The organism is uncultured Paracoccus sp., assembly GCF_937873615.1.
In the GTDB taxonomy this organism is placed as follows: domain Bacteria; phylum Pseudomonadota; class Alphaproteobacteria; order Rhodobacterales; family Rhodobacteraceae; genus Paracoccus.
Genome location: NZ_CALMYP010000006.1, coordinates 22,911 through 44,531 on the forward strand (window position 1 = coordinate 22,911; position 21,621 = coordinate 44,531).

The following is a 21,621-nucleotide window of genomic DNA, read 5'->3' on the forward strand; positions in this document are numbered from 1 at the left end:
GAACTACGGGGTCTCGATGCCGACCAGCTCGTTCGGATCGAATGGCAGGTCAGGCCCCGCCATCCGTTTAAGCGCATGATAGCTGAACCAGTCCGTAATGGCGCCAAAGACGCGCCCGGTCGCCACACGCGTGCCAAGTGCCTGAACCAACCCCTCGGCCTGCAATGACCCCGCCGAGACCGTGCCGATGAAATGCGCGGCAAAATCGGGGTCCGTCTTCAGCCTGCGGTCAAATTCCGGCTCGATCACTGCGGCAGAGACGCTTTCGAAGATGCGGTCCCCAATGGTGAAATCATCCAGGGATTCGAAGCGGGTATCGGCATTTTCCTTGCGAACGACGATATAGAATTCGGCCTGTCCACAGGGGCCGATGAAATCCATGACCTTCGCCCGCTCCTCCCGCCATGTCACATTGGGCAGAAGCTGGATTTCGCCGGTTTCCAGCATCTTGAGCGCGCGCGCCCAGACGAGGTATTCCTGCATGGGCTGAAGCGTGACCCCGATCCGGTCGCACAACAGGCGTGAAAGCTCGATCTCGAACCCTGTCCACCTGCCGTCGCCCAGGGAAACGCAACGCGGCGGCGCATCGAGCGTGCGCTGAATCAGGACCGTGCCGCCGGGCGCGGCGCGAGAGAGAAGCGGGGCCGCAAAAGTACCCGCAGCCAACCCGGAGAGGAGATCACGACGTTTCATCACATGCTCCGACGCGTATTCTGTGCTGGTCCCTGCCAGATCGGGCTGCTCTGGACGGAGGCTGGGCCATACTACCGCATATCTGGCGATTTGTCAGTTCCCCGACGCATCGGTATAGGACCAACTGGGCGTGTTGAGGTTTAATGATATTGCATCTACACCGCTCGGTGTAGATGGTGCGAGTCGCGGGATGTGGTTGACGGTCGCAACTGTCTGCACGGTCTCAGGCTAACGACGGACAGTCCAAGTGCTTTATATTTGCGTTCCGGTTCGTCGCAAGAAATGCGAGAAGACCGGAGAGTATCGGTTTGCCACTCTCCTAGAAGGCGAGCTTCAGAAGCTGGGACACCAGACCGAGCTTGTTCTGGCCGATGACATCGCACCACAACCTGTGCCGGGATCTGCCGCACTGCATATCTGCGGCGCATCCATCAACCTGCCTATCACCGGTATTCCCAACCTTCTGTGGCTGGTCTCCAGCCCGCATCTGCTGACATGGCCGCTGGCGCGGGCTTATCAGCACCTTTTCGTCGCCTCCGCCTTCTTTGCGGAGCGTCTGAAGGAGCTGGGGCTGACGCATGTCAGCTATCTGCCGCAATGCACCGATCCTGATATCTTCACGCCACCCGATCCCGCAGCGCCACGCGAACGCGACTTCTTCTTCGCCGGAAACCTGCGCAACGACTTTCGCCGCACCACCGTGGAATCGCTGCTGCGCCTTGGCGCCGAGATCGAAATCGTCGGGCAGGGATGGAGATCCGCTTACCCTGATGCCGGCGTTCGGCAACGCTGGATCGACACGGACCAGCTCGCTGGCAAATATCGCGCGAGCCGCTTCGTTCTGGACCATCACGAGCCGGCGATGTTGCGGTATGGCTTTCTGAACCACCGGGTTTATGACGCCCTTGCCTGCGGCGCCCGTGTAATCAGCGATCAGGCTGCCATCCCGCCTGAGCTGGCCGCTGCGGTCATGGTCGTCAACCCTCGCCGCATGACCGCCGATGTCATTCGCGAGGCGCTGAGCCTGCCTGACCGGACGCCGGCAGAGATTGAGGAAACGCGTCAAGTTCTGGCGCGAGACTATTCGTTCAAGACAGCCGCCAAGGTGATTTCCGAACAGGCAAGCGCACTTGTCGCACGCGCGTCCTGTCATCGCCGGCCTTTGGAAGGTCTGGACACGGCGGTGGGGCCATTTGCCGCCACCAACCAAGCGGAACCCAGGTTGTATGTGACGGACGACCGGGGGCTTCATCAGGAACTTGTGGAAAAAGCCGGAAGCTGGAAGCTTTGGGACGGCGGCGCACAGGATAGCGATCTGCTGGTCGCGGCGCATGACCTGTCGGCGGCGATGGAAGCCATGCCGGAACGGCAGGCGGTGGTGATGCTGACTCCGACCGGTCGGGCGAAAATGCAGCCGGGCAGTTTCGAAGATCAGGAGGCAATGCTGATCGTGCCACGCCTCAATATGATCGGAACTCTGGCAACGGATGCCAAGCTTCGCTCACGCCTGCGCTTCGCGACGGTCGGGACCCGCAACGAAACGTCCGGCTTGATGCAGGCCGCCGCAGAGATATTGGAGAGTTGGCCGAAGGCGCCAATCGCGCATTTCACCTATGTGGTCGAAACGCTCCACCAGGCCTTGCTTACCGGGCAGTCCGTTCCGCCACAGGTTCTGGCCGTGTTGGAAGGCGCGATGCTGCGCTTCGACCCGGAGGGCAGGCTGCCTCCCACGGACATGAATGGCATGAAGATCGTCCGGGCTTCGGCGTCGAATGGCCGTTACTTGCTTGGTCGCAGCGACGTTCAGCATGACTCAGCCGAGGCGGCATCGGAATGGCATCAGCCGAATGGTCGCTCCGAAGGCACGGGGCCTCAGTCACCGGAAGATTTCGTCGTCCTCGCCCCGCGTGAGCGGACGCCGCGATTTGCCGGTGAGATCGGCGTCTTCCTTCATATCTTCCATGTCGAAGCGGCCACGCGGCTCAGACAGGTCATTGATCGCTTGCCCACGGCCCGGCGCATCTATATCTCGACCGACCGCGAGGAAAAGGTCGGGATCATTGCCAAAGCGTTCGAGGCAGACATGGCCTCGCAGCGCGCAGAGATCAAAGTGTTTCCAAACTGCGGTCGTGACGTCTTTCCGAAGCTGTTCGGCTGGATCGAAGAACATCGCCGGCACCCGTTTGTCCTGCATCTGCACAGCAAGAAATCAGCGCATCTGACCGACACTGAATTGTCTTGGTTCGACGATCTGGAACAATGCCTCGCGCCCGACGCGGGCACGGTGAATGCGATCATTGCCGCCTTCAAGAATGCGCCCGGGCTGGGCATGTTTGGCCCACGGCCATTCCCCAAGGTCGCGGGCAACATTCGTTGGGGACATAACATATGGCAGGGGCGCGAGTTGCTGCGGCGGATGGATCTGCCGCTGGCACTGGCCGAGGAGCCGGTGCGCTTCCCGGCGGGCAGCATGTTCTGGGCGCGGCCCGAGGCGCTTGAACCGCTTTTCGCCTTGAACCTGACGGCGGCGGATTTCCCGGCCGAATCCGGCCAGCTGGACGGCACGGTTGCGCATGCGCTGGAACGCTGCCTGGCATTGTCGACCATGCGGGCAGGTCTGCGCTATCTGGAAATCGGGCCATCATCCGAAGGGCAGGAACTTGTCGATATTGCTGGCATTCGCGGACTGATCAAGGATCTGGTCGCCAGCACGCCGAATTAGGAAAACGGCGACCTTCCAGAAGGGTATGGTCACAACGCGGCACGCTGTTCCAGCCCCTGCAGCACTTTGGGCAGGTGCCGCAATGCAACGGGTCTGGCAGTCCGGATGCTCAGCAATTCGGCCATTTGCGACAGCCGTCCGAAACCGATACGGTTTTCCGCCATGCCGTGGCGGATATAATGTTTGAAGCCGCTGCGCACCCTGCCCCCGGCGACGGCGCTGGCAACATCTGCGTAGCGCGCGAGGTATTCGGTCTCGTCCGCCTGTGCCGCAAGCTGCTCGATCCTGAGTGCCGCGTCGCGGTCCCCAACTGCAAGCGCCAGGCGGAACATGCAGTCCTGAAGCCGCTGATCGGGATGGCTGAAAAGCGGTGCGCTGCGCAGCGCCGCCATGACCCGGACATGATCGGGCGAGGTCGGTGCTTCCAGCATGTCGCGCAGCAGCGCACTTACGTCGTCATAGGGGCATGGCCTTGTCGGGGAACAGGTCGAAATGAGATCGAGAAGCCGGCTGGCCGCCGATTCTGTCGCGACCCTTTCCCTCACCGGGTTTGACTGCGTCATTGCCTGCCCCGACATCGGGGCCCGCATCGCGCTTATGCGCGGCACCGAATCCGATGGGTCAGCACCGACTGGATGCAGAACGACGGCGCTGCCGGTCAGGATCAGGCCACGACTGCTGGCCGCAAGCGTGTCATAGGCAAGCCAGGGCGCGCCGAGGAAATAGACGGAATCATAGGCATCCTGCGCGGCGAGGTGACGGGCGACGAGATGTGATTTGCTGCGACCTGTGCTGACGCCGTGCGGCAATTCCAGAAATTCAATGAAGGTTCCGGGCAGGCTCAGCCCGATCGCGATGGCTTGCCGGGCTGTGGCGGGCAGCGTGCTGCTGACCGGCACGAAAATGTCGATCAAATGCTCTCGTGCGGCTTCGGCCATCATATCGGCATATCGGGGGATGATCGGTTGCCCGTCGGCCGCCATCTCTGGCTCATCGAGGATGAAGCAGAGCCGTCCCGGCGGGCGGGCGATCATGTGCTGGACCCTTCGCCGGGAGGCCCTGCCTGAACCATCGCCACATGGCCTTGGGCCTTCAGCCAGCGCAGGATTTCCGACAGCCGCATGACCGAGCCGTTCATGTCGTTGAACAGTTTTGCGACCTCGTAGGCAGAATCGAAACCCTGCCGACCCTCGGTTTCGCCGCGGCGCAGGAAATGCTGCAACCCGCCCGCAACCTGCTTTTTTGCGACAGCTGCGGCGACATCGGGGTTCCGGTTCAGGTAGTCGGCTTCCTCCTGTCGCAGAATATCGCGGATCAGTTTGTGCACCTGTTGATAACGCCCCGACCGCAGCAGCAGCTCGACCAAGGCGACCCGGATGGCCAGTTCCTCTGCCGGTCCCGGCTTTGCGCGCAGCAGCGCATCGATCATGCCAGATTGGTCGGTATCATCCGATTCGGATCGGGCAAGGGTCCGCAGGTCGTTGAGGATGATACCGATTTGAGGTTTGGCCTCATGTAGCCTCTGCTGGATGCGCGACGCCAGCGTATCGGCATTCGCGACCGGCGTTTGCCCGCGGATCAGTCGATCTTCCAACGCCTGCCGGGCGGCGACTGGTCCGATCTCGGTGCGGGCAACATTGGCGGGCGTCTTGCCCCCTGCCGGCTTGCCTGCCTCGCGAAGATGCCGGCGCTCGGCATCAACGTCCCGCGCCCGCCGACCGCTTCCGAGAAGCAGATAGTCGCGCCAACTCTCTGGCTGCGCCGTAATGTCTATTTCATTCGCAACCCGCGCGAAATTGCGGATGGCCGATGTGCTGGAGATCATGCTGGGGCGACCGACCTCGTAGAGAAAGGCCGGATAGGGGCAAAGTTCGACCCGCATTCCCTGCTGCACGGCGCGCAGGTACAGCTCGAAATCCTCATGGCCGACACCCTTCAGCGTGGAATATCCGCCAAGCCTGTCAAACGCCTTGCGCGAGATCAGCGCGGTTGCCGGCCCGAAGACGTTCTCCTCGACCGCCAGCGAAAGCGGGCCGCCGCCGAGCGGGTGGTGGTCGATCCGGCCGGGAAATCTGTCCGGGTCGGGCCAGGCCTCGAAACGACGGGCCTCGTCCATCGGGACCTGCAGGCCGGTGACGATATCTGCGCCAGTGGTCGTGGCTGCGGTTACCAGCCGGCGAACCATCTCTGGCAGCGCGATATCGTCATCGTCCAGAAAGCACAGATAATCGCCCGTGGCCGATCGGGCAGCCGCGTTACGGGCAGCGCCCAGATAGCCGTTGGATTGGCGCAGCAACTTGCCGCCAAGTCGTTCTATTGTTGGCTCGATCTCGGTCAGCGCAGCCTGCACCCTCGCATCGGGAGAGCCGTCATCGACCACGATCAACTCAAGATCGGGATAGGTCTGACGCGCCACCGAAGCAATGGCATCGACCAGCTTTTCAATCCGCTGATAATTGGTAATGCAGAGGCTGACGCGTGGCGGCAGCGCGTCGGTCGGGGATATGTTTTTCCTGGGCGTTGGCTGTCCGGCATGAAAATCCAGCCCGCCAGACGCGTCGGGGATCATCAGGCAACGCTCCGGCGGCGGCGTGCTCCAACGCTTTTCAGCCAGCCATTCGAACATCTGGCGGTCCGGTCCGATCAGATAATCCGTCCGCGCAATGCACTCACGCTCCATGTAATCGGTCTTGAGTTGCGCGGCCTCGGTGAAAAGGCTGTCATCACGTTCCAGCATCCAGCGACAGGGTCCGCGCAAATGGAGGGCGAAGACAGCCTCATTGAAGGCAAGACCCTGATCGCGCGCCAGCAGGCAATGAAAGGCAAGACCGCCACGATCTGCGAAGTGGAGGATGTCGAATTCCTGCTGCATGTTCAGCAGATGCTGGAACACGCCATAGCTGATCGCTGCGGGCGTGCCGGCGTCACGGCTGTAGCGCGCCGGGTCCGGGTTCTGCACGCGGATGTTGTGCTTGGCAAAGCGGTCCGTGATGTCGGTTTGCGCCGCCCTGTCGAGGCGATGGGGCGACAGATGAAGAATGGTAACACGATGGTTCGGCGCAAGCCGTTCGGCCAGTTCACAAAGACCGGGGTCGAGGCAGTCTGTCGGCCCCGCTGCCGCCAGTTGGTCAGTCACAAGGCAGACGGAAAGCGGTCGGTCGATCATGCGCCCGGCTGCCGCTGCGAAAGCTCGGGATAATCGAAACCCAGCCAGTGCTCCTGCGAAAGATCGAGCGTTGCCGCGATGAAGCGCAGGTCATCCGGGGTCATCTCAGCATAGGGCCGGTTTCTGCGATCGGCCCATGCGGACTGTGCCATGTCCTCATCCACCGGCACCAGTTGCTCAACCGGCTTTTGCCGGGTCAGCCGGGACAGGGCGGCCACGAATGTCGCCGGGTCGTCGCGCACCTCTTCATAGCACAGGATCATCCAGTTCCTGTAGAGGTGGCGCACCTTGAGCTGGCTGCGGATCTTGAGATTGCGCAGCTCAACCACATTGGCGATGCGCGCACCGGTCATTGGATGGCGATCCAGCATCAGCTCTCGTCCGGTGACATCTTCCATGACCTGACCGCTGATGAGTTCGGTGTTGAAGACAGAGGACCATTCATGGCGGATGAAGTCGCTGAAACCCGCGGGTTTGAACCAGTCACCTGCCTGATGTGGGTTGCGGTGGATGCTTCTGATCCAGTCAAGTGCCCCGCGCACGATCACCAGGCCCAGTTCATCGTCATGACAGAAGGCCGGATTGACGAAATCGTGCTTTTCCCAGTTATAGCTGTTGGAAAAGGCCAGATCCGGCAGGTTGCGCGCGATCAGTGCCCGTAGGAAATTGGTTCCGCTGCACCGTTCGCCGTAAAGCCGATAGCGCGTGAGCGTGACGTCATTTGTCCTTGCGAGGCGCATAGTTAACAACCGGAAGCCCGTATTCCAGATCAGGCTTGTTGCAGGATTTCCGGCAGATGTCTATCGGTGTGCGATCTTGTCCGCCGGATCTGGACAGGCGGCTTACAAATGGGAACGGGTGGAGCAGTTGGACAGCATGAGGTCGGGCAAGGTGAAGAAGAAGGTTTGCCTGGTTCTGGACGGACCTGAACCAGGAGATGACGGCCGCCTTGCATTGCTTGACGAATTTGACGGGCTGGCCGATCTGTGCGGCGCTTTCCATGTCGATATCCTCATTGTCGGCTGGCCAAGCATTTCGAACGGCCTGAGACAGCGCATGACCGAGCCGCTCAGATCGCTTGGGGCAGCTATCCGCTTTGTCGACCCCTCGGATTATGCGGACATTCAGCCCGAGACCGCCCATCGCGGCAAGAGCCTCGCCATATTTCGCCATCTGTCAGAGGAGGGCGACTACGATATAGTTCACTTCCTTGGCCTGCCTTGGCTGGCTTTCTACACGCTCTGCGCCCGCAGTCAGAGCACGGCTTTCGTCGATAGCGTCATCGTGTTGCAACCGGACAGCCTGGATTCCTGGCGCTTTCGCGAGGGAGACGGGCTTCCCGTGGATGCGATGGACCTGATCCTTGAATTCATGGAACAAGGGGCCGTCGCCCGCGCCGACTATCTGGTCATGCCGAGCGTCTATTCGCTGGATTGGATGCGAGAAAATTGCTGGACCCTGCCGCCAGAGGAACGCTGCCGGGTTATCCTGCCGGCGGCTGCGCCAAGCGAAGCGGTATCCGGCAGGGTCGACAAGGTTGAAGAACTGATCTTCGTTACCTCCGAGACCGCGCCGAACGATTCCCGGGTGATGATCGGCGCGCTCAACCGTCTTGCCCCACGGCTGGTGGACGACGGGATCCGGGCGTCCCTGCTGACTCGCTTTCACACGGACGAGTTTTACCATTCCGGCACCGACCTGATCGAGGGCGCCGAGGGGTGGGATTTTCCGTTGGCGATCTTTCCAGCAGACCAAAAGGCGGCACTGAAGGCCCGGCTGTCTGCCGCGCCGAATGCCGTGATGATCCTGGCGGAAGAAAAGCCCTTCAGCGCGCGCGGTGTCGCGCCGGCTATCACGCATGGGGTCCCGGTCGTCACCTCCTGTCTGGGTGGCGCGAACGAAGTGATTGCATCGACCCAGCGGGCCGAGTTGACTTGCGAGATGACGGCGGAAGCTTTGGCCAAGCACCTGGCATCCGCCCTGGAAAACGGGCTGCCCAGACCCATCGTCAGCGAGGCGGCGCGGAACAGCCGGGCCATTCATTCGCTCTATGACGAGGCGACTGGCCGCTTTTCCCCACCCGCGTCAGCCAGCGTCGACCTTCCACTGGTGACGGTCTGCATCACCCATTACCAGCGTATCGGCAAGTTGCGAGAGGCGCTTCGATCCGTTCTGGCGCAGACCTATCCCCGGATCGAGATCATTGTCGTCGATGATGGTTCGCCAGATGCAGAGGTCCAGGCCGAGCTTGATCGGCTGGAACCGGAACTACACCGGCATGGCGGTAGGCTGATCCGGCGCGAAAACGGCTATCTCGGCGCTGCCCGCAATAGCGGCGCTGCAGCCGCGCGGGGTCTTTACGTCTGCTTTCTCGATGATGACGATCTGGCTCTGCCAGACATGGTTCAGACACTGGTTACCGCTGCCCGTAGCACCGGCGCAGAGATCGTCAGCGGACTGCAAACACCGATGCCGAACAGCCGTCGCGACGAGGCCCTGCCCGATCCGTTGGCCTTTCCGGGGAAGGTGGAATTCTTCCCGCTTGGCGGTCCACTTGCGCTGACCCTGACGCATTATTGCCTGGCAAATGCATCCTCGCTGATCCTGTTAAGCGCCTTCCAAGAGATCGGCGGTTATACGGAACTTCGCGATGTCGGCGGAGAGGATCACGAATTTTATACACGCGCCCTACAGAACGGGATGCGGATCGAGATCAGCCCGCATCTCGCCTATCTGTATGAAACCGGCATTCCGAGCATGTGGGGAAAGCACTCGCATCGGCGACATATGGCGCGCGTTGCGACCAGTATCGAGTTGGATCACCGGGCGCCGCAACTGCGCGACCTGTTGCTACTGACGGCCAGCGACCGCGCCCGGCAGTTAACTTCCAGTATTCGAAGATTGCAAATGGTCAACAGCGCGCATGTCGACATTCTGCAACAGCTCCACGGCGCGAACGACCTGCCGGACCAGTTGCGGCATCTGAGCAATTATGCGCATCAGCTTGGTCGGGATGGGATTGCCCGCGCATATCATGCCAGTCTGACATCGCGGAAGAAGCAATCCGCGCCAGAGCACACGGTCCCAAAACCGGCTGCTGTCAGCCCGGGGGCCAAAGCTGCAGCCTCTCATCGGAATGCGCCCAGAGATGAGAATTTTCCGGAGCATCTGCAACGCCTTCTGGGTGATCTTGCTGCCGACGCCGATGCGCCAGTCTTCGTACAGGATGCCCGCCTGGGCGAGATCGGGGACATTGTTCGACGAGGCATGTCGCGATCGTCGTGCCTAAACCTGATGGCGGAGCTTGGCGGGTTTTCTGCGACCTTCCGGGACCGCCCCCTTTTCGCGGTAACCATGTTCGAGCTCGCGATGCGCGCCGAGGATTGGGTCGAGGCGAAGAAACTTGTCGATTCGGCGGCAGCGATGGGTGAGACAGCCTATCTGGCGCTTTATCCGGATGTCGCAGGTGCCGTCGAACAGCGCCTTCAAGAGCGGCCTGCAGCACTACGCGACATGGGGCCGGAAAGAGGGCCGAGAGGGATTCGCGCTGGTGACGGCGTTGAGCACGGTTGCCACGTCAATCACTGGCCAGGACGTTCAACTGGACCGACTGCACAAGACGCTGCGGCAGTTATCACGCGGTCGCCTGAGCAGCCAATAAAGTGCGACACGCCGGAATGACCAAGGACAGGACAAAACCGACCCCGGGAACGCTGGCCTGAATGAGTCTATGGCATCCACTCCAGCGAGCAGTGCCTTGCGAAGCATCTCGCCCAGAGGAGACCCGGAAGGTCCTGAGCGCAGAGCGGTAAATTCGGTGCTCCCGCCGGCCGGTATCCATCGGGCTGTATCGCCGTCGCCTGTTACTCCGCGGACGGATCCGGTGGCTTGCTCATCCAGATTTCGCGCAGCATGACGTGTGTCCCAAGCTGCGCCGCCAGAGAGAAGGGCTCAACCCCGCTGCGCACATGCGCACCGGCGATCAGGCTGTGATCCGCCAATGTCACGGCGCGATGCCCACGCGCGTCGAACTCCAGCCAGAAGGCCCAGTCGATCCGCTCTCCATTCCGCCGCGTCGAATCGAAACCGATGGAGCGGAGGGCCGAGGTTCCGATCAATGCCGTCTGACCGCGCAGCTCGTCCAGACGGCGGGCCACGGCTGAAGGCAGAAGCTGATGCGCGAGCGGATCGTGCCGGCACCCAACCGCTTCCGGGACGATCAGCGCATCGGTTGGCATGTTCAGGCCGTTCCAGCTTGTCACCATGCTGGACAAGGCAGTCGCCGCCAGGCGCTGCCCGGGCCTTAGAACCAGTGCCAACTCGGTGGCGCAGGTCTCGGCCAGGGTATTGAGAAGGGCCGGTTCCCCCAGTCGCGGCTGCGAAATGACCCGCAGATCTGGCAGCCTGTCCAGCAGGGCACGAATCCGGGGCCCGAAGCTTATTCCGGATCCGTCACAACACAGAATTACCTTCGGCAAGCCGGGCGATTGTGCGGCAATGGAATCGAGCGTTGCGGCGAGGGCATTCGGTTTCAACTCGGTCAAGGGAATGAGGATGGTGACGTCCCCCGCCCCGATCGGTCGGCTGGCGCCGGGATGAAGACTGCGACCGCGCTTGCGATCCAGTTCCTGCAGATAGACATCCGAAAGCGCCTTGGCGACCACCTCGGGCGCGAGGGTGTCCTGACAATGCGCCCTGATCCTTGCGCGGATGGATGCTGAATCTTCCAGCATTCCTTCGATTTTCGTCCGTATTTCCCGGATGCTCTGCATCCTGCAATCCAGCGCGATTTCTCGCAGATCGGCAGGCAGGAATTCGAACATGGCATTGCCGTCGTGAACGATTGGAATCAAGCCTGCGTCGATGGCCTCGACACAGGCATAAGAAAAGGTCTCGTTCAGTCCCAGATGCGGGGCGAAGGCGCCAGGCTCCATCAGATCCAACACCGCTTGTCGCGGCAGTTGCTGATGATGGTGCATCCTTTCCGCCAGTTCAGGCTCCAGTCGCTCACGCAGAAAATCGAGCGCGGATTGCCCCGAAAACTCGACCGTTTTGGCCTGTCCGATCAGGTCGATGCGTCCAACCGGCACTATGGAATTTATGACATTGGCGACCATGGCCAGCCGGTTGATGCCCTTCTGCAGCGACAAGCGGCCCTGAAACTGGATGTTGTGGGTGGGCGCGGCATCGGTCAGCACTTCCGGTCGAAAGACATAGGGCTCTCGGACAAGGCTGACCGGCGTGCGCACCCCGATCTCGCGCAGCATCTTCCGCGAGGCTTGCGACGGAACGATCAGGTGATCGCTGATACGCATCAGCATCCGCTCGGCCACAATGGCCGCATGATCGCTGGCAGAGGGATATTGCTGATTGGCTTCCGCAATGACTTCGTGCAGGCCGTGATTGAAGGTGGTCAGCAGGCGCCGCGCACTGTTCTTGCTGCTTTGAAGCTTCCGAAAGGCGATCAGGCCGGGGGCGTGGAAATCCACACTTTCGATAACGTCGACATCCCATTGATCGGCCAGCTTGATCACCAGATCGGACAGGTGATGCGAGACCATCTCGGAATAATGTCGTTCGCCTTCGCCCAGTTTCGCAGGATTCACAGCCTCGATACGGACACGGTCGGCATGGAAGGGCACGTAATTGCGGGGGCGTTCCACCACATCGCCGCTTTGCCATGTAAGAAGGTAGACCTCATGCCCTGCCGCCTCCAGCGCGGGCACGACGTAATGAAAATAGACACCAATCCCACCACCGGGGAAGAGTGGAGTCTCAGGTGACAGGAAAAGGATCTTCATCTGCCGATTCTGACTTTGGGCCTGGCTTGGTAACGGGAAGAACCCTGCGGTGGCGCAAATGCAAGTGGATTCGCGCCGCCGCGCCCCTGACAGCCCGCAACCTGCCTCAAGCCGTGCGCCGGGCCAGGTTTGTCACCCGCATTTCGAATGCCCGCAGCTCGGGCAGGTCATGCAGCCCTCGACCATGCGCATGCCGTATTGGCCGCAGCTCGGGCAGGCCGGGCCGCGGGGGCGTTCGCCGACGGCCACGACCTCGGCTTTCGGGTCGGATTTCAGGCCCATGCCCTCGCCGGCGAGGAACCCCGTCGCGATCATGTGGCGCTCGATCACGCCCCCGATGGCGGCAAGGATCGAGGGGACGTAACTGCCCTGCATCCAGGCCCCGCCGCGCGGGTCGAAGACGGCTTTCAATTCCTCGACCACGAAGCTCACATCGCCGCCGCGCCGGAACACCGCCGAGATCATCCGGGTCAGCGCCACGGTCCAGGCGTAATGTTCCATGTTCTTCGAATTGATGAAGGTCTCGAAGGGCCGGCGGTGGCCGCCCTGCACGATGTCGTTGATGGTGATATAGATGGCGTGCTCGCTGCCCGGCCATTTCAGCTTGTAGGTGGCGCCTTCCAGCGCGCCGGGCCGGTCCAAGGGCTCGGTCAGATAGACCACATCGGCGCCGGTATCGGCCTCGGGCGCGGCCTCGGTCTTTTCGCTGACCGACAGCACGCTGCCGGTCACATCGTTCGGGCGATAGGTGGTGCAGCCCTTGCAGCCCAGATCCCAGGCCGACAGGTAGACATCCTTGAAATCCTCGAAGGAAATATCCTCGGGGCAGTTGATGGTCTTGGAGATCGAACTGTCCACCCAGTCCTGCGCCGCCGCCTGCATGGCGACGTGATCCTTCGGCGCGAGGGTCTGGGCGTTGACGAAGTAATCCGGCAGCGCCGCCTCGCCCTTCAGGTCGCGCCACATCTGGACGGCGTAATCGACGACCTCCTCCTCGGTCCGGCTGCCGTCCTTCTGCAGCACCTTGCGGGTATAGGCATAGGCGAAGACCGGCTCGATCCCCGAACTGACATTGCCGGCGTAAAGGCTGATCGTCCCGGTCGGCGCGATCGAGGTCAGCAGCGCGTTGCGGATGCCGTGCCTGGCGATCGCCTCGCGGACATCGGGGTCCATCCGGCTCATGAAACCGGATTTCAGATATTCATCGGCATCGAACAGCGGAAATGCCCCCTTCTCCTTCGCCAGATCGACCGAGGCGAGATAGGCCGAGCGCGCAATCGCCTTCATCCAGTCCCGGGTCTGTTCCACCGCATCCGGCGCGCCGTAACGCAGGCCCAGCATCAGCAGCGCATCGGCCAGCCCGGTGACGCCCAGCCCGATGCGACGCTTGGCCTCGGCCTCGGCCGCCTGCTGGGGCAGCGGGAATTTCGACGCATCGACGACATTGTCCATCATCCGCACGGCAGTCCGCACCAGCTCATCCAGCGCCTTCCGGTCCAGCTTCGCGGCATCGGTGAAGGGGTTTTCGACCAGCCGGGCGAGGTTGATCGACCCCAGCAGGCAGGCGCCGTAAGGCGGCAGCGGCTGCTCGCCGCAGGGGTTCGTCGCGGCGATGGTCTCGGCATAATGCAGGTTGTTGGCCTTGTTGATGCGGTCGATGAAGATCACGCCGGGCTCGGCGTAATCATAGGTCGCGCGCATGATCCGGTTCCACAGGTCGCGGGCCTGAACGGTGTGATAGACCCGGCCCTCGAATTTCAGGTCCCAGGGCCCGTCGACCTTCACCGCTTCCATGAAATCGTCGGTGACCAGCACCGAAAGGTTGAACATGCGCAGCCGGGCGCTGTCCTGCTTGGCCTCGATAAAGGCCTCGATATCGGGGTGATCGCAGCGCATCGTCGCCATCATCGCGCCGCGCCGCGATCCCGCCGACATGATCGTGCGGCACATCGCGTCCCAGACATCCATGAAGGTCAGCGGTCCCGAGGCATCCGCCGCCACCCCCTTCACCGCCGCGCCGCGTGGCCGGATGGTCGAGAAATCGTAACCGATCCCGCCACCCTGCTGCATGGTCAGCGCAGCCTCTTTCAGCATCTCGAAGATCCCGGCCATGCTGTCGGGGATGGTGCCCATGACGAAGCAGTTGAACAGCGTCACCGCCCTGCCTGTCCCGGCCCCGGCAAGGATGCGCCCGGCGGGCAGGAACCTGAAATCCTCCAGCGCGGCATAGAAGCGGTCCTCCCACTTGGCCGGGTCCGCCTCGACCCGGGCGAGGTCGCGGGCGACGCGGCGCCAGCTATCCTCGACCGAGGCATCGACCGGCTGCCCATCTGCATCCTTCATCCGGTATTTCATGTCCCAGATCTGTTCGGCAATCGGGGCGGCAAAGCGGCTCATGAGGGCATTCCTTGTGGTTTTATGCGGCTGCCCCACTAAATATTGATTTGACACGCGCACTCAAGCAGAATTTTTGCTCAGCATGTCGCAGCAGGGCCAGATTTTCATCTGGCCACGACAGAGGGCAAAAATCAACGCGCCGATCCACTTCGCAGACAACTGAAAATAGCCTGACAATGCCGTTCGAGGCCATGCTACGCGCCGCGCGTGCGAGCGGGTGCCGAAATCGACCCGTCCGATCAGCTGCGATGACACAGCCATCGCGGTACCCGGGGCCGCGTTGCGTCGATGCTGGGCTGGAACGTGCTCCTCACCATGCCGGAACGCGTCGCCTCCATCACGTCACGCGAATGGGCGCAGGTTTCCTCACCCGCACAGCTGACGAATGGCAGGACTTCCTGCGGCAGCACCAGTTGCCGGCGGGCCGGATCCGCACGATGCAGAAGGCGCTGGCCGACCCGCAGCGTGCTTCAGGAAACCCCGGCGCCGCTTGGTCGCAGCGGCACCCATAAGGTGCCCGTGGCGCCCTTCCTGATGTCCGATGGCAACCCCAGCATCGAGCGCCCCGCCCCCGCCATCGGCGAGCACACCAATGAGGTTCTGGAGGCGGCGGGCTTCACACCCGAGCAGATCGAGGCCCTGATCGCCTCGGGCGCCGCGAGCCGCCATACTGCGGGATAGCTTGCGACCGCTTGTGCTGGGAGGCGGATGGAACGTGGGGATGCCGTGCGGCGGCGGTCCGAGCCTGGCCAATGATTGCTGCGGCCTTGACTTTGCACCTTCAACTACGGCTTCTTCTGGCGCACAGATCGAACAGATTGGCCTTCAACGTGACTGACGCCCGCAAGAACATCATACTTTTCAGTTTCGATGACTGCATCGCTCCGAGGAAATATCGCACCGTATTCGGTGAACCGTTGTACACGCCGAACCTCGATCGCATCTGCGCGGAATCCACGTCGTTTCACGCCGCCTATTGCCAGGCGCCGATCTGCGGGCCGTCGCGCGCGAGTTTCATGTAGGGACGTACCCCCCATCAATCGGGCGTATTCGACAATAGCGAGGATATCTTCGCCCATGTTCCGGTCACGGAATTCTGGTCGCACAGCCTGAAGGATGCGGGTTATTTCTGTTCCTCGGGTGGCAAGGTGCATCACCGCTACAAGCCGGTGCGGCGGCGCTTTCACTATGCGCTTTATTCGGCGATTGTATATTTGACAAACCCATGCCTCGCAGGTGATTATTGCCCTGCGTGACAGGCCGGATCAGTCGGACGATTTCTTGTCGTCCGGCTTCTGCTTCACGATCTGCTTCAACCGTTCCTCAAACCGCTCGTCGTCGTCGTCCGTCTCTAGCTGGCGGGCGGCTTCCTTGAACTTGTCCAATTGACTCTTTTTCGCGTCAGGTGTTCCCATGTGTCATGCCCGGTATTTCAGAACCATACGAGTATGTTCTCTACATTGATGAAGCCGGGGATGACGGCCTCAAACGAGTTAAGCCTATAGATGAAAGCGGTGGAAGTGAATGGCTGTGCATCGGCGGCCTGTTGATCCGCTCCCAATATGAAGCCGATACAGTTAAGTGGGTCAAAGACATTCGCAAAGATATCAATGCCGTCCAAGGCCCGGCCCTGCATTATCGCGACCTGTCCCCAACGAAGCGACGCCGAGCCTGCGAGTTGCTGGCTGAGCATCCGTGTAGGTTTTTTGCTGTCGTGTCTAACAAGAAGAATATGCGCGGCCACAACAATATTCGCGCATCCAGGCGCGGGGGCAAGCAGTGGTACTACAATTATTGCGTGCGACTACTGATGGAGCGCGTCACAGACTTCTGCTTGCGGGATAGCACGAAACGATACAAAGAACCGCGCTTTGTGAAGGTAATATTCAGCGCGCGAGGTGGACACTCTTACGGCCAGACCAAAGCTTATTGGGAGCTTCTAAAGGCGCAGGCAGCAGGTGGCTCGACCTTCCTAAGCAAACGCGAGATTGCCCATCAGGTATTGAAATATGCGTTGGTTGATTATGTACCGCATTACAGCGTTGCGGGATTGCAACTGGCCGATGTCATCGCGAGTTCTGTCTACCAAGCTGCCGACGCCTTGGGTCCGAAATGGGCGCTGGAGCCTGCTATAGCGCTTGAGCCAAGAATGAGCAGAGAGGCGGGTGTGATCGCAGATTACGGTATCGTACTTCAGCCATCACCGCCATGGAAAGCCGAGCTGACCGACAATCAAAAACTGATCTTCAAGCATTATGGATACCGCTTCTAGGGCGCGTGGGCCCCGGCCCCAAGTTGCATCAAGTCTGTTAGGCTGCCATCCATCTGGACAACCGTACCTGATACCGCCAGAGCCGCTTGCTGCGCTCCGACATGGGGTGATCCGGCGTATCCCACGCCATGAATCGTCGCATATATGGTGGAATCTGTCACTAGAAATATTTGATTCCGCGACATCTAGTCCTTTCCCCGCTTATGAGATCCAGTTAGCCCGACCATAGGTGAGGCGCTTTCCGACCATCCCGCGAAGCGCAATTTCGGCGCGCTCCATATCCTCAACCCCATTGTCTGCGCGGCTGTTATAGCGAAACTCGAACTCTGCCGCGTAACGGTGCAGGTGCTTCTTGCCGCAATGCTGGTAGACGCCCTTCATGCCGCGCTTGAAGATGCTGAAATAGCCCTCAATCGTGTTGGTGTGGACGACGCCACGACCATACTCGCCCTTGCTGTGCGTGGTGAAATCGTGGCCAGCAAAGTCAGCCGCGATGCCGGTGTATTGCTTCGCTTCGTCGGTGTAGACGGTCGCCTCTTTGGCGATGTTCTCGCGCAGGATCGGAAGAAGCGTTGCCTTGGTCACATCGTCCACGACGATAGACTTTGCGCGGCCCGTGGTGCGATCCACGAGGGACAACATGGCGTTCTTGTGGGCATAGCCGCGTGCGCCCTTGGCTTTCTTGTGCTTGGTGCCGATGAAGGTTTCGTCAACTTCGACCACGCCACCGCCGTTGCCGAAATTCACGGCGCCGTCGCCGCGCATGGCTTCGCGGATGCGGTGAGACATGAACCATGCGCTCTTGTGGGTGATTTCGAGAACGCGGTGAAGCTGGTGGCTGCTGATGCCCTTCTTGCTGGACACCATCAGGTGAATGGCTTGCAGCCACTTGTGCAGCGGAATGTGGCTTTCTTCAAAGATCGTGCCAATGCGCACGGTGAACTGCTTGCGGCACTCGGCGCATTTCTTGAGGCCATGACGTTCAACGCCTTCCGGGTTCTTCTTGGACGGCTTGGAGCGAACGCCGGTCAGCACATAGACCTTGCCGCAGTTGCCGCAATGCGGGCAGACCGGACCATCGGTCCAGATGATGCTTTCGACGTGCGCGAAGGCTGCGGCTTCGTCGTGCATGTAAGGCCTGGACAGAACGGACATGGCGGCTTCCTCAACTCTATGACCTCAATATAGGATCATGAGTTGGGTTTGTCAAATATACAATCGCCCTTTATTCCGACGAGCAGAAGCACTTCAAAGATGACATGCATATGCCGCCAGATGTCGAGAAGAAGAAATATGGCGGCAATCGCGGCGGTTGGGGCACCACGAACGAGAAGGACGACGATATCTATTATGACCATCAGTCGGCCGATTCCGCGATCGAGTTCCTGCAGAACCGCGCGCCCGGCGGACCTTTCTATCGCGAGGTGGGCTTCTATAGTCCCCACGGTCCGCATTATACACCCGCGCGATTCAAGGAAATGTATAACCAGAAGGCCTTCAGGATGCCCGAGGAATGGGCCGGGGGCTTCGACACCAATGCTTACGCGGACGAGATTTTCCTGCAGAATATCGACCCCGCGAAGAAACAATGGTGGCAACAGAGCGTACGCAACTATTATTCCGCACTGAGCCATGGCGACTATCATCTCGGCAGGGTGTGGGATGCGTTGAAGGCTTCGCCACATGCCGAGAACACGATTTTCATCATTGTCGCGGATCACGGTTTTCATCTCGGCAACCTGAACCGTTACAAGAAGACGACGCAGTGGGAGCAGGTGGCGGGCGTGCCGCTGATCGTCCACGACCCCAGCCACCCCGAGGCGCGTGTCGTGCAGGATCCGGTTGCCATGCTGGATCTCGGTCCAACGGTGCAGGATTATTGCGACATCGCCCCGGCGCCGGGCACGATGGGTAAATCGCTGCGACCGCTCGTCGAAGGCGGCAGCGATCCCGACCGGGCCATTGCGACCTTCTATTTCGACAATGTCTCCATCCGGAAGGGCGATTTCCGGTTGATCCGCTATGTCGACGGCAGCACGCAGCTTTACGATCTGCGTACAGATTACTGGCAACTGCACGACCTTGGCCCCGACCATGAACAGCATGAACCGATGCTTCAGGCGCTGATCGAATGCAGCCGCGAATCCGGGCTGGAAATCGCCTGACCGATGCAGGCGGGCCGCGTCCTCGCCAGCTCTTGGGTCTCGGCAGGAGACGGCGTAGCAACACCTATGCCGATCCGGCCTTGCTCAGCAGGTTGACAAACAACCGGAATGCGCCGGGGACAAGCGCATCCATCTGCTGCGGCAGCGACAGCGCGCAATAGCTGTGCTGCCCCTGCCCGATCCGGGCCGAGATCAGCGCGCCCAGAAGCGGCGCCTCGCCCCGGTCGTGCAGCGACAGAAGCGGCTGATAGGCCGGGTCCCACTCGGCGGCGAAGTAAAGTCCGCGATCCTTGACCCAGCCGGTCCAGTCCCCGGCCCCGATGCGGTTCGGGCCATTGAGCAGCGGGTGATCGGGCAAGAGCACATCCACCGCAGCCTCGGGGTCGGTGACGCGCCAACGCAGCGATGGCGTGCCGACGCGCAGGAAACGCGGCCCGCTGTCGGCGGCACTCCAGCCCCGGTCGGGCCGCTGATAGAAGCTGAGAAGATTGCCGCCGCCCTCGACATAGGCGCGCAGCAAGCCGGAGGAAAGATCGCCGCGCGCCATGGCCATGACGCCCAGAACCACGCTGTCGAATTCCGCCAGCCGGCCCGGATCGGGGCGTTCGATCAATTCGATCTGCGCGCCAAGGCGCTCCAGCCAGTCGGCGCTGCGGTCGGTTCCGGCAATGACGCCGATACGCCCTGGCGGCGGCGGGGTGTCGACCGCGAGCACAGTCAGGATCGCCGGCGCAAGCAGCGCCTTCTGCCGACCATCCGGCAGGGCGAAACGGCGGATGGCGGTGGCCTCGGTGCCGTCCGGGTTCTTGACCGCAAGACTTTGCCGAGCGGGCGCGGCTCCATCCGGCCATGAGAGGCGCAGGGCATTATCGGGCAGTTTTTCGACCGAAAGCCCCGCGACCGGCGGCAAGCGGGCGCTCTCGGGAGTGAGCACCACGCGGGTGCTGCGACGGGATGGGAGCAGCAGCACCGCATCGGGCGAAATTTCGGCGGTTTCTGCCGGCAGGATGCGCAGACCCGTCTGCGCCGCGACCGGCAGGGTCAGGCGGTGGCCGTGCAACTCCGCCTCGATCCCCGCGTAAAGCGTGGCGGTATCGCCAAGGGGCGACCAGAGCGGCGAGAAATTGGGCGTCGGCGGGGCATCGGGGGCGATGGCCAGCCCGGACTCGCTGACAGCAACGCCATCCGGCGCATGAAAGCGGGTGTTCAGGATGCGGATATTGTCGGCTTGCTCGACGGCAAGGGTCAGCGCCGCTTGTGTGCCGGTGGCGGGATCGCTCGGCGCGACGGTCAGTTGCGGGCGAATCCCTGTGGCCTCGGCCAAGGCGAGGTCGATTTCGCGGCGCTTGTTGGCGATGCGGTGGCCGTGGGCAGCCGCGAAGGCCGGGGGAAGCTTCGCCTCAGCCGCGCGCAGGCTGTCTGCGGCGCGCAGCAGGGGCGTCAGCACGGCCTCAGTATCGGGAAAGGCAAGGATCGCCTGATCCATGGCCTGCGCGGCCTCAGCAAGCTCCGGCAGGCCCACCATTGCGGCAAGCTGGTGCAGATCGGCGGGCAGCCCCTCGGTCAGGTCGCTTTCGGGCGCGCCACCGACAAGATGCAGCGGCCAGTCGCGCTGCGGCGGGTCGGGCCAGATGCCCATACCCTGAGACGCATGGCGACGGCGCGACCATTCGCCGATGCGGTCGTAGGGAACGCCGAAGACCGGGGCGCGCGCATCGGCATGGACCGTCAGCGTGGTCGCGGGCGGCGGCACCTCGTCGTCATAGGTGCCGCCACAGCCGGACCAGCCGGGCAGGTAGAATTTCGTCACCGTCCAGGGTGCCAGCGCGCCGCCATGGACATCGCCAAGCTGCGCCTCCGGGTCGGCGGCAAGTGCCAGCGCCGCTTGCGCCGCCCGTGTCATCGCCCGGTGATGGCCGTGCTGTCCGGGCACGTCCAGAAAGGTCGGCAGCACGATATCGGGTCGCAGCGCCCGATAGGCCCCGGCCAGCCGCCGCACCACCAGATCGCCCTGCCAGCGGCGCAACGTATCCTCGCCATCCTTGGAAAAGCCGAAATCATGGACCGGATCGGAGGTGCCGAAGCCCAGCCAGGCGATATGGGCATCCAGCACCTCGGCAGCGGCCTCCATCTCTGCGGTGCGGATTAGGCCGAGCGCATCGCCGCGTTCGGGGCCGAGCGCGTTCTGCCCGCCCTCGCCCCGGGTCGAGCAGGCAATGGCGATCCGCATCCCCCGCCCGAAGCGCAGCCAGGCCAGAAGCCCGCTATGTTCGTCATCGGGATGGGCGCCGGTATTCATGAAGGTGACGGTGGACCGCAGCCGGCCAAGCGCCCGCCAAAGGCGCAGGATGCCGGGCTGCGCCTCGTCCCGGATCAGCGATTGCAGGGTCGTGCTATCGGTCATG

Annotated in this window: 13 protein-coding genes; 5 read left to right on the forward strand and 8 right to left on the reverse strand. The window is 61.9% G+C overall.

What is annotated here, in order from left to right; translation table 11 throughout:
• Positions 1-3: 3 nt before the first annotated feature.
• Positions 4-693, reverse strand: a complete 690-nt coding sequence (locus tag Q0330_RS01990; protein WP_299473632.1) for a transporter substrate-binding domain-containing protein — start codon at positions 691-693, stop codon at positions 4-6.
• A 247-nt stretch (positions 694-940) separates the two neighbouring features.
• Between Q0330_RS01990 and Q0330_RS01995 the strand changes: the two genes are divergently transcribed.
• Entirely contained in the window at positions 941-3,415 is a 2,475-nt protein-coding gene (locus tag Q0330_RS01995) for a rhamnan synthesis F family protein (RefSeq protein WP_299473635.1), read from the forward strand.
• Positions 3,416-3,444: 29 nt separating this feature from the next.
• Here the strand turns inward: Q0330_RS01995 and Q0330_RS02000 are convergent, their stop codons facing one another.
• The 3 genes from Q0330_RS02000 to Q0330_RS02010 are packed head-to-tail and all read right to left on the reverse strand — an operon-like array spanning position 3,445 to position 7,321.
• On the reverse strand, positions 3,445-4,449 hold the full coding sequence (locus tag Q0330_RS02000) for a hypothetical protein (RefSeq protein ID WP_299473638.1): 1,005 nt from the start codon (positions 4,447-4,449) through the stop codon (positions 3,445-3,447).
• Entirely contained in the window at positions 4,446-6,581 is a 2,136-nt protein-coding gene (locus Q0330_RS02005) for a glycosyltransferase (protein WP_299473641.1), read from the reverse strand. Before Q0330_RS02005 ends, Q0330_RS02000 begins: the two co-directional genes overlap by 4 nt.
• Positions 6,578-7,321: a hypothetical protein gene (locus tag Q0330_RS02010; RefSeq protein WP_299473644.1), complete on the reverse strand. Its 744-nt coding sequence runs from the start codon at positions 7,319-7,321 to the stop codon at positions 6,578-6,580. The genes Q0330_RS02005 and Q0330_RS02010 overlap by 4 nt, the downstream gene beginning before the upstream one ends.
• A 151-nt stretch (positions 7,322-7,472) precedes the next feature.
• Here Q0330_RS02010 and Q0330_RS02015 point away from each other — a divergent pair, with 151 nt between their 5' ends.
• Positions 7,473-10,262, forward strand: a complete 2,790-nt coding sequence (locus Q0330_RS02015) for a glycosyltransferase (RefSeq protein WP_299473647.1) — start codon at positions 7,473-7,475, stop codon at positions 10,260-10,262.
• Positions 10,263-10,444: 182 nt separating this feature from the next.
• Here the strand turns inward: Q0330_RS02015 and Q0330_RS02020 are convergent, their stop codons facing one another.
• Together Q0330_RS02020 and Q0330_RS02025 are read right to left on the reverse strand one after the other, a co-directional pair.
• Positions 10,445-12,382 carry a glycosyltransferase gene (locus Q0330_RS02020; protein WP_299473650.1) on the reverse strand — a complete coding sequence of 646 codons (1,938 nt, stop codon included), beginning with the start codon at positions 12,380-12,382 and terminating at the stop codon, positions 10,445-10,447.
• A 132-nt stretch (positions 12,383-12,514) separates the two neighbouring features.
• Positions 12,515-14,779 carry an adenosylcobalamin-dependent ribonucleoside-diphosphate reductase gene (locus tag Q0330_RS02025; RefSeq protein WP_299473652.1) on the reverse strand — a complete coding sequence of 755 codons (2,265 nt, stop codon included), beginning with the start codon at positions 14,777-14,779 and terminating at the stop codon, positions 12,515-12,517.
• 465 nt (positions 14,780-15,244) lie between these two features.
• Here Q0330_RS02025 and Q0330_RS02030 point away from each other — a divergent pair, with 465 nt between their 5' ends.
• Positions 15,245-15,460, forward strand: coding sequence for a hypothetical protein (locus Q0330_RS02030; RefSeq protein ID WP_299473655.1), 216 nt, complete (start codon positions 15,245-15,247; stop codon positions 15,458-15,460).
• A 739-nt stretch (positions 15,461-16,199) separates the two neighbouring features.
• Entirely contained in the window at positions 16,200-17,051 is an 852-nt protein-coding gene (locus Q0330_RS02035) for a DUF3800 domain-containing protein (RefSeq protein WP_299473658.1), read from the forward strand.
• A 201-nt stretch (positions 17,052-17,252) separates the two neighbouring features.
• On the opposite strand, the gene Q0330_RS02040 is transcribed toward Q0330_RS02035, so the two are convergent.
• Positions 17,253-18,206 carry an IS1595 family transposase gene (locus tag Q0330_RS02040; RefSeq protein WP_299473661.1) on the reverse strand — a complete coding sequence of 318 codons (954 nt, stop codon included), beginning with the start codon at positions 18,204-18,206 and terminating at the stop codon, positions 17,253-17,255.
• Between the two features lie 104 nt (positions 18,207-18,310).
• Here Q0330_RS02040 and Q0330_RS02045 point away from each other — a divergent pair, with 104 nt between their 5' ends.
• Positions 18,311-19,216, forward strand: a complete 906-nt coding sequence (locus tag Q0330_RS02045) for a sulfatase-like hydrolase/transferase (RefSeq protein WP_299473664.1) — start codon at positions 18,311-18,313, stop codon at positions 19,214-19,216.
• 64 nt (positions 19,217-19,280) lie between these two features.
• Here the strand turns inward: Q0330_RS02045 and Q0330_RS02050 are convergent, their stop codons facing one another.
• On the reverse strand, positions 19,281-21,620 hold the full coding sequence (locus Q0330_RS02050) for a PIG-L family deacetylase (RefSeq protein WP_299473667.1): 2,340 nt from the start codon (positions 21,618-21,620) through the stop codon (positions 19,281-19,283).
• Between the last annotated feature and the right edge of the window lies 1 nt (position 21,621).